Origin of the sequence: Pseudoalteromonas sp. DL2-H2.2 (genome assembly GCF_021532535.1) — a bacterium.
Taxonomy (GTDB): domain Bacteria; phylum Pseudomonadota; class Gammaproteobacteria; order Enterobacterales; family Alteromonadaceae; genus Pseudoalteromonas; species Pseudoalteromonas rubra_A.
On the sequence record NZ_JAKGBD010000005.1, the window covers coordinates 356,007 to 371,799 of the forward strand.

Consider the following 15,793-nt stretch of genomic DNA (forward strand, 5'->3'; position numbering starts at 1 on the left):
GCATCTGGCGCTGTGGTAGGCTAGCCATGGCGCATTCTCTTTAGGATCATTTTGTATGTATAGGGTGATTGATAAACAGGCGTTATTAAAACGCCTGTTTTTGTATTTTCTGCCATTAACCCTGATTGGGATCTTGCTTGGCGCACCATTTGTCTTGCTTTTTATCGGTGCCATGGTTTTGCTGATCTGGCATTACCAACAGTTGTACCGCTTAAGTGATTGGTTGATCAATCAGCGCAGTTTTAACCCGCCGGAAGGATCGGGTGCCTGGGAGCAGATCTTTGAAGGGATCTATCAGTTACAGCATCGCAATCGCAAGAAGCGCAATGAGCTGGCTGAATTGATCCGACGTTTTCGTGAAGGGGCCGAAGCCGTGCCCGATGCAGTGATAGTGATGCAGCAGGATCTTAGCATCGTCTGGTGTAACCAGCTTGCTTTAAAGGTACTGGGTTTGCAGTGGCCAACCGATCATGGCCAGCGTCTTGATAACCTCATTCGCGATCCTAAGTTCGTTAAATATATGCAGGCTCATGACTTTCATGATCCCCTGGAGATGGAATCGGGGCATGGCGGAGAGCGCGTATTAGAATTCCGTGTGATGCCTTATGCCGAGCAGCTTATGATGGTGGTGCGAGACATTTCCAGGCTGAAGCAGCTGGAGCAAATGCGCAAAGACTTTGTCGCCAACGTGTCTCATGAATTGCGTACCCCACTCACTGTGGTCACCGGTTATCTGGAGATGATGGAAGGCGATCAGATGCCGCCCCCTGCAATGTGGAACAAAGCGCATCACACCATGATAGAGCAGTGCAAGCGAATGGACAGCCTGGTTAATCAGCTGCTCTCCTTATCGCGCATTGAAGGACAACGTAATCAGGACAACGACAAGGCCGTAAATGTGCCTGCAATGCTGAAGCTCATCCAGACCGAAGCCAATTCGCTGAATCAGGAAAAAGATCACGAAATTGCATTTAACGTTGACCCGGACCTGGATATTAAAGGGTGTGTGGATGAGTTACGCAGTGCCTTTTCTAATCTGGTGTTTAATGCCATTCATTATACTAAACCTGGCGGAAACATTACCGTGAACTGGTTTATAGACGGCGAGCGACCGCGCTTTTCTGTGATTGATAATGGCGACGGGATTGCACCTGAGCACATTAATCGGCTGACTGAACGATTCTACCGGGTTGATAAGGCACGCAGCCGTAAAACGGGTGGTTCCGGGCTCGGTCTGGCCATCACCAAGCACGTGTTGTCGCGCCATGATTCGCATCTGGAAATCGACAGTACACTGGGCAAAGGCTCGTGTTTCTCATTTGCCTTCGAAAAAGAAAAACGTATTTTTATGACAAACACTGAAAGTCATAAAAGTGTCATTTGAGAGTAATTTTATTGTCATTTGTTTTCTGCACAATGTGCTCAGAAATTAAATGGGAAGAACATTTGGAGTGACCCCAATGAAATTTAAAAGCTTAGTTGCCGCAATGGGTGTGGCTGTAACAACACTGGTATCTGCTCAAGCCTCTGCACTTGATAAGAATCTACCTGAGTACAACAAAACCAGCGGTATCTCTGGTAACTTTTCATCTGTGGGCTCTGACACGCTGGCTAACATGATGACGTTCTGGGCAGAAGAATACAAACGTATTTACCCTAACGTAAACATTCAAATCCAGGCTGCGGGTTCTTCTACAGCGCCACCGGCTCTGACAGAAGCAACGGCAAACTTCGGCCCTATGAGTCGTAAGATGAAGTCGAAAGAAATCGAAGCGTTTGAAAAGCGCTATGGTTACAAGCCGACTGAAGTACGTGTTGCTATCGATGCTCTGGCTGTATTTGTACACAAAGATAACCCAATCCAGGGTCTGCGTATCGACCAGGTAGACGCTATCTTCTCATCAACACGTAAATGTGGTGCGTCTGAGCAGGTTGAGCGCTGGAGCGACTTAGGTCTGTCTGGTGACTGGGGTAGCAAAGATATCCAATTGTACGGACGTAACTCAGTATCTGGTACTTACGGTTACTTTAAGAAAAAAGCCCTGTGTAAAGGTGACTTCCGTAACAACGTAAACGAACAGCCTGGTTCTGCTTCTGTGGTTCAGTCAATCTCTTCCTCTGTGAACGCGATTGGTTACTCAGGTATTGGTTATAAGACATCAGGTGTACGTACAGTACCTCTGGCGAAGAAAGGCGATAACTTTGTTGATGCAACACTGGATAATGTTGCTAAGGGCAAATACCCGCTGTCTCGCTTCTTGTACCTATACGTGAACAAGCACCCGAACAAGCCGTTGTCGCCAATCGAAGCGGAATTCCTGAAAATGGTGCTGTCGAAAGAAGGTCAAAAGATTGTAGAGAAAGATGGTTATGTACCACTTTCTAGCCAGCTTGCAAGCAAAGAGCTTAAAAAGCTGGGCCTGCTATAAGCATTGCATGGAAAGAAAAAACCGCTCACTGAGCGGTTTTTTTATGTCTGTTTTTTAAAACGCGTATTTTAAAACAAGCAGATTAATGCAAGGAACTGTTGCGAGACTGCTGCGTGAGCTGTTCAGCCTGCGCTTTGCACTGGTTAAAGGATTCGATGCACTGATCACTGCACACTTGCATGGCCAGTGACTGCGGGTTAGCCCGTTGCTCACAGCTTTGCTCACACTGATAATTTTGCTGTGCGCACTGGTTCAGCTCCGGAGAGTTGGTATTGCTGCAGCCTGCTGCCAGTAGCAAGGCGATAAACGATATCTGTGGTTTCATAAGACAGTCCCTGCAAGAGAGTAAGTAAGGTGAGGATCCCATCGCGCTTTTTTGCCAAGCGGCGGGATCCTTTACATTGTTATGCGTCGGAGAGGATCTGGATATTGTCGATTAGTCTCACCTTTTCCAGGTAAGCGGCAGCCAGGATCACAAACTCGCTGTCTTCCAGTGTAGCAGGTTTTAGGCTCTGTCTTTGTGCAATCGAGAAGTAATCGGGTTTGAGACCTGCGGTTTCTAGCCTGGACTTTGCTGTCTGCTCCAGCACTGCAAAATCGCGCGCGCCATCCTGGAGCTGCTGCGCCGTGTCACTCAATACCTGATAGAGTACTTTCGCCATGTCTTTTTGTTGCTCTGACAAGTAACCGTTGCGTGAGCTCATTGCCAGGCCGGAAATTTCCCGCTGCGTAGGGACACCAATGATTTCAATCGGCATCGACAAGTCCTGCACCATGGTCTTGATAACCTGAAGCTGCTGATAGTCTTTTTCACCAAAGCAGGCAAAGTCTGGCTGCACCAGGTTAAATAACTTAGTGACGACCGTTGCAACGCCTCTGAAGTGGCCGCTACGGCTGCCGCCGCAATAGCCTTCGGATACACCTGGCACATCGACATAGCTCTGTGTGTCGAGGCCGTTTGGATAGATAGCCTCGACGCTTGGGGTAAAGACGATGTCTGTGTCCAGCTCGGCCAGCCCCTGTTTGTCCTGAGTGAGCGTACGCGGATAGTTATCCAGATCTTCGTTGGCACCAAATTGCATCGGATTGACGAAAATACTGACCACCACTTTGTCTGCCAGGGTTTTGGCCCTTTCAACCAGTGAAAAATGCCCCTGGTGCAAATTGCCCATGGTCGGCACAAAGGCAATACTTTGTCCTTGTTGCCGCCAGGCTTTAATTTGGCTACGCAGAGATTTTATTTCTGTAATTGATTGCATTAGTTAAACTCGTGTTCCTGAGAGGGAAATGCACCACTTTTAACATCGGTGCAGAACTTTTCGACCGCTGCTGGCATATTGCCAGTCTCGGCGAGGAAGTTTTTCGAAAACTTAGGAATATAGCCTGCCGAGATACCAACCAGGTCATGCATCACCAGGATCTGGCCATCGGTGTCTTTACCCGCACCGATCCCAATGACCGGAATGCTCAGCGCTTCGCTGATCCGTTTTGCCAGTGCAGAAGGAATACACTCTACCACTAACAGTTGGGCGCCCGCTTGTTCCAGCGCAATGGCGTCGGCGATCATTTTTTCTGCCTGTGCATCTTCACGGCCCTGAATTTTAAATCCGCCAAAGACATTGACTGATTGCGGGGTCAGGCCTAAATGGCCGCATACCGGAATACCTTGCTGCGTCAGCATGCGAATAGAATCAAGCAGCCATTCGCCGCCTTCCAGTTTGACCATGTTGGCCCCTGAGCGCATCAAAGTCGCGGCGTTTTCGCACGCTTGCGCCGGGTTGGCATAGCTCATAAAGGGCATATCGGCTATCACAAACAGCTCTTTACTACCGGCACGAACACAACGGGTGTGATAAGCGATATCTGTGGTGGTAACCGCCAGCGTATCTTCACCACCTTGTAATACCATGCCCAGAGAGTCACCTACCAGGATAATATCAACACCATTGTCGTAAAACAGTTTGGCAAAGCTGGCATCATATGCGGTCAGTGCCGTGATTTTTGTTCCTTCACGTTTTTTCTTGGCCAATGTTGAAACGGTTACTTTAGCCATATTTCCCCCTTTGTGATCAATTCAATACTGAGCACACTGTGTCGCTCAGGTTTTGCTATGCAAGCGATGCGGCTTCGTCGTACTGACTAATGGCAGTCAGTCCGTTACGTGGTAAAGACGCCGCGATGTCTGCCAGTGCCTGTCCGCCTGGTAAAGTGAGTTTGGGGGCAATCTCCAAAAGAGGGAAGACCACAAATTCACGTTCACATAATCCATAATGTGGCACGGTTAATCGTTGCGTTGCTATTTGTGCATCGTTGTACAGCAGAATATCTAAGTCTAAGGTGCGAGGACCCCACCGCTGTGCTTTGCGCACTCGGCCATGTTGCAGCTCAATTTGCTGGAGCGAGTCGAGTACGTCAATGGCGGATAATTGCGTCGTGAGCTTAGCCACAGCGTTGACATAGTCGGGCTGGTCCTGCGGACCCATAGGTTTTGAAGCATAAAAGCTGGAGACCTGCGCCAATGTGAGTTCCTGTGATTTACTCAGGGCATCAAGCGCATTACGTAGCTGTGCCTCAGGGGCGTTGAGATTCGCCCCCAGTCCAATATAAACGGTGTTCATGATTCCGGATTAGGTTTTCTGCGTGGTTTGTTTCTGGGACGGCGTCTGCGTCTTTCCGAGCCGCCTGAGCGCTGGCCGAGGTTTTTCACCATCTCTTTTTGTCCAGACACGTCTTGTTGTAAATAATCGGTCCACCAGTTTGCTAACTCTTGCTGGTCCGTTTCACCACTTTCTACCCGCAGCAGCAAGAAGTCGTAACCCGCTTTAAATCTGGGTTGCAAGCTGAGGCGATAGGCTCGCTGACCGCCGCGTTTGTCGAGTCGTTGCTGAATATGCCAGATATCGCGCGCGCCCAGTGTAAAGCGTTTTGGTACGGCGATATGGCGGGCATTTTCGGCCAGAATCTGGCTGATTGCCTGCATAAAGGCGTCGTATTCATTCATGCCTTCAGCGGTGAGCGTGTTGCAACGGTCGCGCAACGGGAACCACAACAGTGCGGCATAAATAAAGGCTGGCGTGACCTTCTTATCGGCATTGATACGCTCATCCGTATTGGCAAACATTTTGCGGATAAAGGTCGTTTCAAATTCGCTCTGCGGGTTATCTAAAATCGCATCTAAGGCTGGAAACAGCTGTTTAAACAAGCCGTATTTTCTCAGCATCAAAAAGTTGGCATCGGCCTTGCCGCCCAAAAAGAGTTTCAGGGTTTCTTCAAACAGGCGCGCCGCAGGAATGTTACCCAGCAAAGGCGCTAATTCAGCGATCGGTGCTTCGGTCGGACCGGCAATGGTCATATCCAGCTTAGTGGCAAAGCGCACAGCACGTAGCATCCGCACGGGATCTTCGCGGTATCGGGTTTCAGGGTCGCCGATCAGTTCGATTTTACGATGCTCAATGGCCGCAATACCACCGGCAAAGTCCCGAATGCTGAAGTCGTTAATTGAGTAGTAAAGTGCATTAATTGAAAAGTCGCGACGTTGTGCATCTTCTTCAATGGTGCCATACACGTTATCGCGCAGCAGCTGACCTTGATCGCTAGACTGACTGGTCGGATCCGGATTGTCCTGAGCCTGGTGGTGCCCACGCATGGTCGCTACTTCGATGATCTCACGGCCGAAAACAATGTGCGCAAGGCGAAAGCGGCGGCCGATCAAGCGACAGTTACGAAACAGCTTTTTAACTTGTTCAGGTGTTGCGTTGGTCACTACGTCGAAATCTTTGGGCTCAATCCCTAACAAAATATCACGAATACAACCACCGACCAGGTAGGCATCATAGCCTCCGTCTTTCAGTCGGTATAATACTTTGATTGCATTGGGGCTAAATTGTTTGCGCGAGATAGCATGCTCACTGCGTGGAATTAACACAGGTGTAGTGCTGCATGTCACGGTTCCTACCGGATCTTTGCCTTTAACTATCTGACGGCAAAGCTTAATAATTTTGGAAATAATAACCACTCTCCTAACGACCCTGAACAATCAATAATGCGTGTAAAAATGCCTGCAATCATGCATGCACACTCGCCATACGGCCATAGAACTTATTTTAGTTTGTATAGTGTAGGCGAATTAACGAGGCCCGCTATCATATACTCAAATGGGGTCAAATTGAAGGAGCGGGGGCGCATTCATGCTTAAAAATCCAACATAGCCGTGTGCCTTCAGGTTTGGCCCAAATCAGCCCGCTGGGCTCAGGCCGTTAACCCGGTAAAATCATAGTGGCCGTCTTGGTGCAAAGAGACCTGGATCTCGCGATGACGCGGCAAAGCCTGTAGTGAAAAATGCTGCTGCGCCCAGCGTAAGATCTGTGCTACTGAGTGCTGTTGTAAATCCGCCGGAACAGGTAAGCCCAGAAACCCTAAAGCAGCGCACAAGGCAGGCTGTGGCTGGGTATTATCGATTGCGGGTGCATGATTTTGCTTAGATAATTTAAAGCCAGGCTGAGCCACCGCAAGCGAGACATGGGCATAGTCTGGGGCTGCGCCACTAAGCTGCCTGAACAGGCCTATTTGGCGCGCGGTGGGCTCTAACAAATCGGCACCGCGTACAACCCGGGTGATCTGCTGGTCAATGTCATCGACCACCACCACTAGCTGATAGGCAAACAGGCCATCGCGGCGTTTTACAATATAATCTTCTTCGGCCAGTGCACGATTTAGCTCAACTTCGCCCTGAAGGAGGTCGGTAAATGCATAAACCGGCTGGGTCTGAATAAGCCGCAGTGCATTGCCTTGTGCCGTTAACTGACGATCCCGACAGTGGTTGTCATAAGTACCGCCACGTTGCTTAAGCACCTTGCGAGTACAGCTGCATGGATAGGTGAGAGCTGCTTTACTGAGCTGTGCCAGCACATCCTGGTATAAGTCGTGACGCTGACTTTGATAAACCACCTCGCCATCCCAGTGCAGGCCATAGGCTTCCAGAGTCCTAAGAATGTCATCGGCAGCACCGGCAACCACGCGAGGCGTGTCGATGTCTTCCATTCGAACCAACCATTGGCCCTGATTGACTTTGGCATCCAGGAAACTTGCAAGGGCGGCTATCAGAGAGCCGAAGTGCAGTGCACCGGAGGGAGAGGGAGCAAATCGACCTCGATAGCTCCCGGACAGATAATCGCTATTAAACTGGGGTAGCATAGCTAAGACAAACGTACGTTAGCCTCGGCCCTGTTGTTTTTCTTTTATTTCTGCAATTGATTTACAGTCTACGCACAGGTCCGCTGTCGGGCGGGCCTCAAGGCGACGAATGCCAATTTCAATGCCACATGAATCACAAAAACCGAAGTCGTCGTCTTCGATCAGTTGCAGTGTTTTTTCAATTTTCTTGATCAGCTTACGTTCGCGGTCACGTGTACGCAGTTCCAGCGAGAACTCTTCTTCCTGTGCCGCACGATCGACTGGATCAGGGAAGTTTGCCGCTTCATCTTGCATGTGCGTTTTGGTGCGGTCAACTTCGTTACGAAGATCGCTACGCCACGCTTCCAGTAATTTTTTGAAATGCGCACGCTGTGCGTCATTCATATATTCTTCACCCGGCTTTTCCTGATAAGGTTCTAAACCGGCTTGAGCCAACAACCCTAGTTTTTTCTGGTCTGGCATAGCATTCTCCTAAATCCTTAATAAACAACCCCAGCTAACGCCGGCGGCTATAGATAGCAAAATCTTTACCCCTTGGCAAACACTTTTTGCTTGTTAGACCACTCCCGGTTTGAAGGCATGATCGGAATCACAAAAGCGCGACTGATGGGGGTCACACTGACATTTGCAGCTATATGGAGGCAATTTTTTCACTTTCAAGCTTAATACTCATTATACTGCACAATTTATGCCGCCAGATCACTGTCGGGCATGGCACTCGCTTAACGTATTGCGAAGGGCAGAGCTTCGGTCAGCGTGATGTCTTGCGTTGATACTTGGGCCCGGTAGGCATAAATCTCGACGCCCTGCGCCTGTGTTTCCTCAATCAGCGTGGCATATTGGCTGTCAATGTGCGCTGCTGGCTTCACACTGGTGATGCCGTTATGCATGACAACAAACAACAGCACGGCGCGCATCCCTTGTTGTCGGATCTGCATAAGTTCGCGCAGATGCTTTTGACCGCGCAGTGTCTGGGCATCCGGAAAGTAGCCTTGCCCTTGATCAAGCAAAGTGACGGATTTTACCTCTATATAGCAATCGGGCTTGTCTTCATCCTGAAGCAGAATATCAATGCGACTATTCTCCGTGCCATATTTTACCTCGCTGCGCTGGGTTTGGTAGCCGCTAAGCTGTGGGATCATATCCTGCGTAATGGCTTCAATGGCGACCTTATTGGCCAGAGCGGTGTTGACACAAATAAGTTCACCCGCTTGATTTTCAGTGAGCTCCAGTGAGTGAGGATATTTGCGTTTTGGGTTGTCACTGGTGGAATAATACGCTGTGAATCCCGGGTCGGCACAGCCCGTCATCTTACCGGTGTTAGCGCAGTGCACGGTGAATTCCTGTTGGGTGTCACTGCGTAAATCAACCAAAAAGCGTTTATACCGTTTTAGCAGGGTGGCTTTAGCCAGGGGGGCGTGAAACTTCATAGATTAATCGCATTCATTTGGGGCATTTTGCTCGCTAGTGTACACTGCAAGTTACTAATAAGCGCAAGAGTGAAATCATATATGGCTGATAAATTTATTGTTCGACTGACGGATCAGGCCCCGGCGGCACACTGGGGTGGCAATGCGACTATATCCTACGATCAGGACGGTGCACTGGTGCACCTGAGTGAGCAGGAGACACTGAAGACCATTCAAAAAGCAGGCCGCAGTGTGGCACAGCAAGGGATCCTGGCGGTTGAGCTGCAAGGGGATGCCTGGTGCACTGAATCTCAGTGGGCATTTTATCAGGGCTTTGTCAGCCCGAAGCTGCTAGATGGCGTGACTTTCTGTGACAATGCCCAGTCTGACCTGGCTGAGTTACAAGCGTTGAAAACGGCTGCTATCTGGACGCGCCAGATGATCAATGGCACGGCAGAAGACATTTATCCGGAAAGCCTGGCCGGTAAAGCGGCTGAGTTTATTCAATCTCTGGCACCAGAGCATGTTAGCTATCAAATCATCAAAGGCAAAGCGCTGCTTGAGCATCAGTGGATTGGGATCCATGAAGTGGGTCGTGGCAGTGAGCGCCCGCCAGTGTTACTGGAGTTGGATTTCAACCCAACCGGCGATGAAGACGCACCCGTTGCGGCTGCGCTGGTTGGTAAAGGGATCACCTTTGACTCGGGTGGTTACTCAATCAAGCCAAGCGAAGGCATGTTGACCATGAAATGCGACATGGGCGGTGCTGCGACGGTCACTGCGGGTCTGGCGATCGCCATTCAGCGTGGCATCGACAAGCGCATTAAATTGTTCCTGTGTTGTGCTGAGAATCTGATCTCAGGTCATGCGTACAAGTTGGGGGACATCCTGACCTATAAAAACGGTACAACGGTTGAAATCGTCAATACTGATGCTGAAGGGCGTCTGGTTCTGGCCGATGGTCTGATGGCGGCTGGCGAAACCGGCGCGCCTTTGATCATTGATGCGGCAACCCTGACTGGCGCGGCATTGATGGCGGTAGGCCAGGAATACAATGCCTTGTTCGGTCTGGACAAAGAGCTGGTCGGTGATGTGCAGCAATATGCGCAGGAAGAGTTTGAAGCGGCCTGGCCGTTGCCACTGGAAAAATGGCATCAGAACAACTGTCCATCTGCCTATGCAGACACCGCGAACAGCCGTGCACAAAAAGGCGGCGGTTATGGTGGTGCTTCGAATGCGGCTGGTTTCTTGTCTCGCTTTGTACCAAACGAAGGGCAAGGCTGGGTGCACATCGACCTGGCGGCCTCGTTCCAGAACAATGCCGGCTCTCAGTGGGCAGCGGGTGCAACAACCTTAGGTATGCGTACCGTTGCGCGCACACTGCAAGCGAAAGCCTGATAGCCAGTTAGCGCTATGAAAAAGCCCCATCATGGGGCTTTTTTATGACAACTATTTATGACAGCAGGGCCGCGGCCAGACGAACAAAGTCTGAAGAGGTCAGAATACCCAGCAACTTGCCGTCCTCGTCTGTGACCGGCATACAGCCATGGCGGTTATCAACAAAAAAGCGTACCACTTCCTGCAGGCTCTGGTGTGGCCGTACACTGGCAAAGTCGGTGGCCATCACTTCGGCAACCTTTTGTTGTTTTTCTTTTCGTTCCAGCGCGTTAGTGCCATAGGTGGCAATGATCCCCATCACTTTCGCAATCATAATTTTTTGTGTCAGCATACCAACCAGCATGCCATCGTCGTCAATCACGGGAATATGGCGAATGTTCTTTTCGCGCATCAGGTTATGCGCATCGTTGAGGTTATTGGTTTTACTGACTGCCAGTGGATCTGGGGTCATTAAATCGGCAACTGTGGTTAACATAAGCACTTCCTTAAAACGAACATGAAATCTGTATTAAGTCTAGCCGACGCGGGCGGCGCGTGAGTGGTGCCAGATCAATTTTGTCTGATTTTATTCCGAGGTTTGTGGCGGGGTATTGACGGCTGCCAGTTGGATGTATTTATGTTCAACCAATTGTGATAAAGGTACCAGTTCAATGCCTTCGCTGGCCAGCTCGCTCAGTGCCGAGGCAAGAAACGCCCGGGTTTGTGGATAGGGGTGTGCAATCCCGATGGCATAGCCTTGCTGATGGGCCAAAGCTTTGAGTTGCTCAAACTGCTTGCGCAGTGCATCCGGATGGGTTTGATTGTCTAAAAACACATGACGGGCGACGTTGGCAACGCCATACAGGTTTGCCACATGCTGAGCCTGGCTGAGCTCTGTGGTGCGGCTATCAAGAAAGTACAGCCCGCGTTTTTTCAGCAGCTCCATGGTCCATTTCATCGGCTCAACGTACTGAGTTAATGCCGAGCCCATATGATTGTTGACGCCCTTAACCTGAGGCAGGGTGGCCAGTGCGTGTCCCAGGGTGGTTTGCAGCTGCCATTTACGCATATCCAGCGTCAGGCCGCCTGGTCCCAAATCTTTGTCTTCGAGGGCTTGCATGGGAATGTGCAGCAGTAGTTCGCGGCGTTTGTGGCTTGCCTGATAGGCAAAGCGCTGCGAAAAAGGGGTGTGCGGTAAAATGGCGTAGCTAAGTTGGCCGGGCAAATCCAGCAGTTCTAAGTCACGTTCGTGATATCCAATGTCATCGATGACGATGGCAACCTGGTTGCCATAGCTTGGTGCCGCGCAGAGAAAAAGCACCAAAAAGCTCGTTATAAGTAAGCGCACTATCCTGAATTATTGTTGTAAATTATGATTTTGTAATAGCTTTTCCGCTTTTTGCCAATGTTTATCTAGGTTGGCAATAAAGGTTTTTCTGACCTTTTTTTCACCAGCCATTATAGCGTCTTTATCCAGTTCTAAAAGCACTTGTTTACTAAAAACCACATCGGGCTGGATCCCGATTCCTTCAATGGACTGCCCCGAGGGGGTAAAGTAGCGAGCGGTGGTCAGCTTAAGTGCCGTGGTACCGTTGCCTATAGGGATGAGCGATTGCACAGAGCCCTTGCCATAGGAGCGATTACCCAGGATCAACGCGCGACTGTTGTCTTGCAGTGCGCCTGCCAGGATTTCGGCTGCCGATGCGGATTGTTCATTGATCAGTACCAGCATGGGCGCGCCGTTGAGTATATCGCCCTGTGCGGCAAAAAAGCGTTGGTTGGCATCATAAAAGCGGCCGCGGGTGGACACTATGGTGCCGCCCTGAAGAAACAGATCTGAGATAGCCACTGCACTGTTGAGTGTGCCGCCCGGGTTGTCTCTTAAATCAATGATCAGCCCTTTAAGTGGCTCGCCCAAATGGCTGTTGAGCATGCTGATATGGCGAGCAATGTCGTGATAACTGTGATTGTTGAAGCTGCTCAGCAGCACGTAACCTATCCCGCCGGGCAAGAGCTGGCTGGAAACACTGCGCAGTGTGATTTGTTGCCGTCTGAGGGCTAGGGTCACTTCTGCATTGGCGCGCTCAACGGTCAGCTGAATGGTCGAGAACTGGGCTTCACGTAGTAGTTTAGAGACTTCTGCAATGGTCTTTCTTTTTACATCATGGGTATTGATGGCAACCAGTTTATCACCGCCTTCAATGCCTGCTGCTTCCGCCGGAGAGCCTGGCAAAGTATCAACAATGACCACGCCATCCTCGACTTCTTCGACTTCAATACCCAGTCCGGTGTAGCGGCCATTGGCGGCGCTGAACAGGGCTTCCAGTTCATGTTCGTCCAGGTACTTTGAATAGTCATCAAGCTGAGTGAGTAATTCGCCAAAGTTGTCTTTCCTGACGTGGCTCAGTGGCAGATCTTCCACGTAATAGGTATGAATATGGTAGAGGATCTCATCGATTTGCTCGCTGGAAAGCTGTCTGGCACTCAGTGGCAGACACACTAAACTGAGCATCAGGCCGAATAAAAATAGCCAGTGCCACAGGCGATCTTTAATAGGTTGAACACATGGAGTCATCATATGCTGCTCCTCACTGGGGGGCAGCATCGGTTAGTCAGTTAACTGGATCTGCACCATTTTACTGGATCAACAGCGCTTCCCTTATGCCGTATTTCGAAGTATAGACCAGGATCGGTTTGTCCGCCGCTTTGTCCTACCAGGGCAATGGGTTCGCCCGGCATCACCTGATCGCCCACATCTTTAAGCAGGGTCTGGGCATGGCCATACAGGCTCATAAAGCCCTCCCCGTGATCTAATACGATGACCCAGCCAAAACCGTTCAACCAGTCGGCATAGACCACCTGACCCGGCGCCACACTGTTGACCGGTGTGCCATTGCTACCTCGGATCACCACGCCTTTCCAGTTCATGCCAACGTGCTTACGCTGACCAAATTTGTGTTTCAGGCGGCCATCCAGCGGCCAGGCGAGCTTGCCCTTTAATCTTTGCAGCCCTTGCAGCTGTGCCACATATTGCTCGGGGCTGGCGGCCTGCTCGGCGGCTAAGGACTCCAGGGTCGAAATTAAGGTTTGCTCGTTTTCTTCCAGATAGGCAATCGCGGCTTTGGCCTGACTGAGTTTATCGTTGAGCTTTGCCAGGTGGGTCTTGCGCGCGTTTTGCGCCAGCAGCAATTCGTCCTGACGGGCTTTTTGCTGACCTTGTAACGCTTGCAGTTGCTTCTTTTTACGCTCCAGCTGTGCACTGTTTTGAGCAAGTTTGGCAAATACAGTCTTAAGCGCTTCAAGCTGATTGATGCGGGCCTGATTAAAGTAGTCATAGTAGCTGATGGTGCGTTCCAGCGCCGCAGCATGCTGTTGGTTCAGCAACATCTTTGAATAATCGTGACTGCCCGTGACATAGGCACTTTTAAGTTGCGCAGCAAGCAGGCGCTGGAGGCGTTTTTTTTGCTGCTCGAGCTGCTTGGCTTCGCGTTGCAGCGTGTATTGCTGCTGTTTGTTTTCGCTGATCCCTTGTTCGGTCAGTGCCAGTGCTTTCGCACTTTTGGCAATTTCCAGCTCAAAGGATTGTAGGGTGCTCTGTAGCGCACTAAAGCTGGCTTGTTGTTGCTGATAAGCGGCCTGGCTCTTTTTTAGCTCGGCCTGCACCGCCGCCAGATCGGCTTTGGTGCGGGTTTCGTTTGTCTGCCCGGTGAAGGGCAGCAACAAACAGACCGAGAGTACAGCAAGCGTACGGCGCATAGATTACTTCAGCCGCATGACAGGTGAGCCAGTCATTTCCTCGGGTTGTGGCATACCCAGCAGGTGCAACATGGTCGGGGCGACATCGCTCAGAGTTTTACCCGTTTGTGGCTCAGCATCGCGGCCAACATAGATGAACGGCACCGGCTCGCTGGTATGCGCAGTATGGGCCTGACCGGTTTTGTTGTTGACCATCTGCTCTGCATTACCATGATCTGCGGTGATCAGGGCTTCGCCGCCGACTTCTTCCAGTGCCGCTACAACACGGCCAATGCAGGCATCAACGGCTTCACAGGCTTTCACGGCGGCCTCAAACACCCCAGAGTGGCCAACCATGTCGCCATTTGGATAGTTACAGATGATCACATCGTGCTCACCGCTGTGAATGGCTTCGACTAGCTTATCGGTCAGCAGGGCAGAGTTCATTTCTGGCTGCAGGTCGTACGTGGCTACCTGAGGCGACGGGATCAGTTCGCGTTTTTCGCCGTCGAACAGTTCTTCACGACCACCGCTGAAGAAGAAGGTCACGTGGGCGTACTTTTCGGTCTCGGAAATACGCAGCTGCGTTTTGTTGTGTTTTGCCAGCCATTCACCCAGTACATTGGTGAGTTTCTCCGGGGCAAAGGCGATGGGCGCGTTAATATCGGCCGCGTATTCCGTCATCATCACAAAACCACTTAACGCCGGTGCTTTTTGTTTGCTGAAACCGTCAAAGTCGGCATCCACAAACGCGCGGGTCATCTGGCGGGCGCGGTCAGCACGGAAGTTGAGGAAGATCAACGTATCGCCATCATTAATGGTGGCTGCTTCCTGCGCTTGGGCGGCAATCACGGTGGCCTTCACAAATTCATCGTTTTCGTCGCGCTCATACGCTGCGTTCAGGGCACTGACCCCATCAGCATAACGGTATTCAGCCTGACCGCAAACCATTAGGTTGTAAGCCGCTTCTACGCGCTCCCAGCGGTTATCACGGTCCATAGCATAGTAACGACCCACGATTGACGCCAGGCGGCCACACTTGAGCTCTGCGAACTTTGCTTCAATACGTTCAATTGAAGCCTGGGCACTGCGTGGTGGTGTGTCACGACCATCGAGGAAGGCGTGGAAGAAAACCGCTTTGGCACCGCGCTTGGCGGCAAGCTCAATGGCTGCAACAATATGGTCTTCATGGCTGTGTACACCACCCGGGCTCAACAGTCCCATCAGGTGGACGGCTTTACCGGCGGCAACGGCTTTGTCGATGTTCTCAACCAGTGCCGGGTTGTGCTCAAACTCACCGTCATCAATGGCTTTGGTAATACGTGTAAAGTCTTGATAAACAATACGGCCAGCACCAAGGTTGACGTGGCCGACTTCAGAGTTACCCATCTGACCGTCCGGTAGTCCTACATCTAAACCTGAACCAGAGATCAGCGTACGTGGACGCGTTTGCCAAAGTTCATCCAATACCGGGGTGTTGGCCGCCAGAATTGCATTGCTGTCAGCGTCTTCGCGGTATCCCCAGCCATCTAGGATCATTAATACCAGAGGTTTTTTCTTTGCAGTCATTTGGGCTCCTGAAACGTGCACGAAATCTAGGCCTAGGATACCTTGTTTTATATGAATATTCAGCCCTCTGGGCGTGATTTA

General features: G+C 50.8%; 16 protein-coding genes. 3 read left to right on the forward strand and 13 right to left on the reverse strand.

The features are described from left to right. The first annotated feature begins 55 nt into the window (after positions 1–55). Positions 56–1,384, forward strand: a complete 1,329-nt coding sequence (gene phoR, locus L1285_RS11460) for a phosphate regulon sensor histidine kinase PhoR (protein ID WP_235412428.1) — start codon at positions 56–58, stop codon at positions 1,382–1,384. Positions 1,385–1,460: 76 nt separating this feature from the next. Next, positions 1,461–2,429, forward strand: a complete 969-nt coding sequence (locus tag L1285_RS11465) for a PstS family phosphate ABC transporter substrate-binding protein (RefSeq protein WP_046006196.1) — start codon at positions 1,461–1,463, stop codon at positions 2,427–2,429. A gap of 82 nt (positions 2,430–2,511) precedes the next feature. On the opposite strand, the gene L1285_RS11470 is transcribed toward L1285_RS11465, so the two are convergent. The 8 genes from L1285_RS11470 to sfsA all read right to left on the reverse strand — a co-directional run bounded on the left by L1285_RS11470 (position 2,512) and on the right by sfsA (position 9,052). Beyond that, positions 2,512–2,754 carry a hypothetical protein gene (locus L1285_RS11470; RefSeq protein ID WP_235412429.1) on the reverse strand — a complete coding sequence of 81 codons (243 nt, stop codon included), beginning with the start codon at positions 2,752–2,754 and terminating at the stop codon, positions 2,512–2,514. 79 nt (positions 2,755–2,833) lie between these two features. Continuing rightward, complete coding sequence (gene panC, locus L1285_RS11475; protein ID WP_235412430.1) at positions 2,834–3,688, reverse strand: pantoate--beta-alanine ligase; 855 nt, start codon at positions 3,686–3,688, stop codon at positions 2,834–2,836. Further along, positions 3,688–4,482: a 3-methyl-2-oxobutanoate hydroxymethyltransferase gene (gene panB, locus L1285_RS11480; RefSeq protein ID WP_046006193.1), complete on the reverse strand. Its 795-nt coding sequence runs from the start codon at positions 4,480–4,482 to the stop codon at positions 3,688–3,690. Before panB ends, panC begins: the two co-directional genes overlap by 1 nt. A 55-nt stretch (positions 4,483–4,537) precedes the next feature. Further along, a complete protein-coding gene (gene folK / locus L1285_RS11485; RefSeq protein WP_235412431.1) occupies positions 4,538–5,047 on the reverse strand; it encodes a 2-amino-4-hydroxy-6-hydroxymethyldihydropteridine diphosphokinase in 510 nt (169 codons plus the stop codon). After that, complete coding sequence (gene pcnB / locus L1285_RS11490; RefSeq protein WP_235412461.1) at positions 5,044–6,405, reverse strand: polynucleotide adenylyltransferase PcnB; 1,362 nt, start codon at positions 6,403–6,405, stop codon at positions 5,044–5,046. The genes folK and pcnB overlap by 4 nt, the downstream gene beginning before the upstream one ends. A 272-nt stretch (positions 6,406–6,677) precedes the next feature. Next, the gene (gluQRS, locus tag L1285_RS11495) at positions 6,678–7,622 is read right to left on the reverse strand and encodes a tRNA glutamyl-Q(34) synthetase GluQRS (protein WP_235412432.1); all 945 of its coding nucleotides are present in this window, start codon (positions 7,620–7,622) and stop codon (positions 6,678–6,680) included. Positions 7,623–7,640: 18 nt separating this feature from the next. After that, positions 7,641–8,084, reverse strand: coding sequence for an RNA polymerase-binding protein DksA (gene dksA / locus L1285_RS11500; RefSeq protein ID WP_235412433.1), 444 nt, complete (start codon positions 8,082–8,084; stop codon positions 7,641–7,643). A gap of 260 nt (positions 8,085–8,344) precedes the next feature. Then, the gene (sfsA, locus tag L1285_RS11505; RefSeq protein ID WP_235412434.1) at positions 8,345–9,052 is read right to left on the reverse strand and encodes a DNA/RNA nuclease SfsA; all 708 of its coding nucleotides are present in this window, start codon (positions 9,050–9,052) and stop codon (positions 8,345–8,347) included. 81 nt (positions 9,053–9,133) lie between these two features. Between sfsA and pepB the strand changes: the two genes are divergently transcribed. Continuing rightward, positions 9,134–10,429, forward strand: coding sequence for an aminopeptidase PepB (gene pepB / locus L1285_RS11510; RefSeq protein ID WP_235412435.1), 1,296 nt, complete (start codon positions 9,134–9,136; stop codon positions 10,427–10,429). Between the two features lie 55 nt (positions 10,430–10,484). Here pepB and L1285_RS11515 read toward each other — a convergent pair whose 3' ends face one another. The 5 genes from L1285_RS11515 to gpmM all read right to left on the reverse strand — a co-directional run bounded on the left by L1285_RS11515 (position 10,485) and on the right by gpmM (position 15,712). Continuing rightward, positions 10,485–10,904, reverse strand: a complete 420-nt coding sequence (locus L1285_RS11515) for a CBS domain-containing protein (RefSeq protein WP_046006187.1) — start codon at positions 10,902–10,904, stop codon at positions 10,485–10,487. Between the two features lie 90 nt (positions 10,905–10,994). Continuing rightward, on the reverse strand, positions 10,995–11,729 hold the full coding sequence (locus L1285_RS11520; RefSeq protein WP_442960493.1) for a divergent polysaccharide deacetylase family protein: 735 nt from the start codon (positions 11,727–11,729) through the stop codon (positions 10,995–10,997). A 36-nt stretch (positions 11,730–11,765) separates the two neighbouring features. Further along, entirely contained in the window at positions 11,766–12,986 is a 1,221-nt protein-coding gene (locus L1285_RS11525; RefSeq protein ID WP_235412436.1) for a S41 family peptidase, read from the reverse strand. Positions 12,987–13,024: 38 nt separating this feature from the next. After that, entirely contained in the window at positions 13,025–14,164 is a 1,140-nt protein-coding gene (locus L1285_RS11530; RefSeq protein ID WP_235412437.1) for a murein hydrolase activator EnvC family protein, read from the reverse strand. A gap of 3 nt (positions 14,165–14,167) precedes the next feature. Continuing rightward, positions 14,168–15,712 (reverse strand): 2,3-bisphosphoglycerate-independent phosphoglycerate mutase, encoded by a 1,545-nt coding sequence (gene gpmM, locus L1285_RS11535; protein ID WP_235412438.1) that lies wholly within the window; start codon positions 15,710–15,712, stop codon positions 14,168–14,170. Positions 15,713–15,793 lie beyond the last annotated feature (81 nt).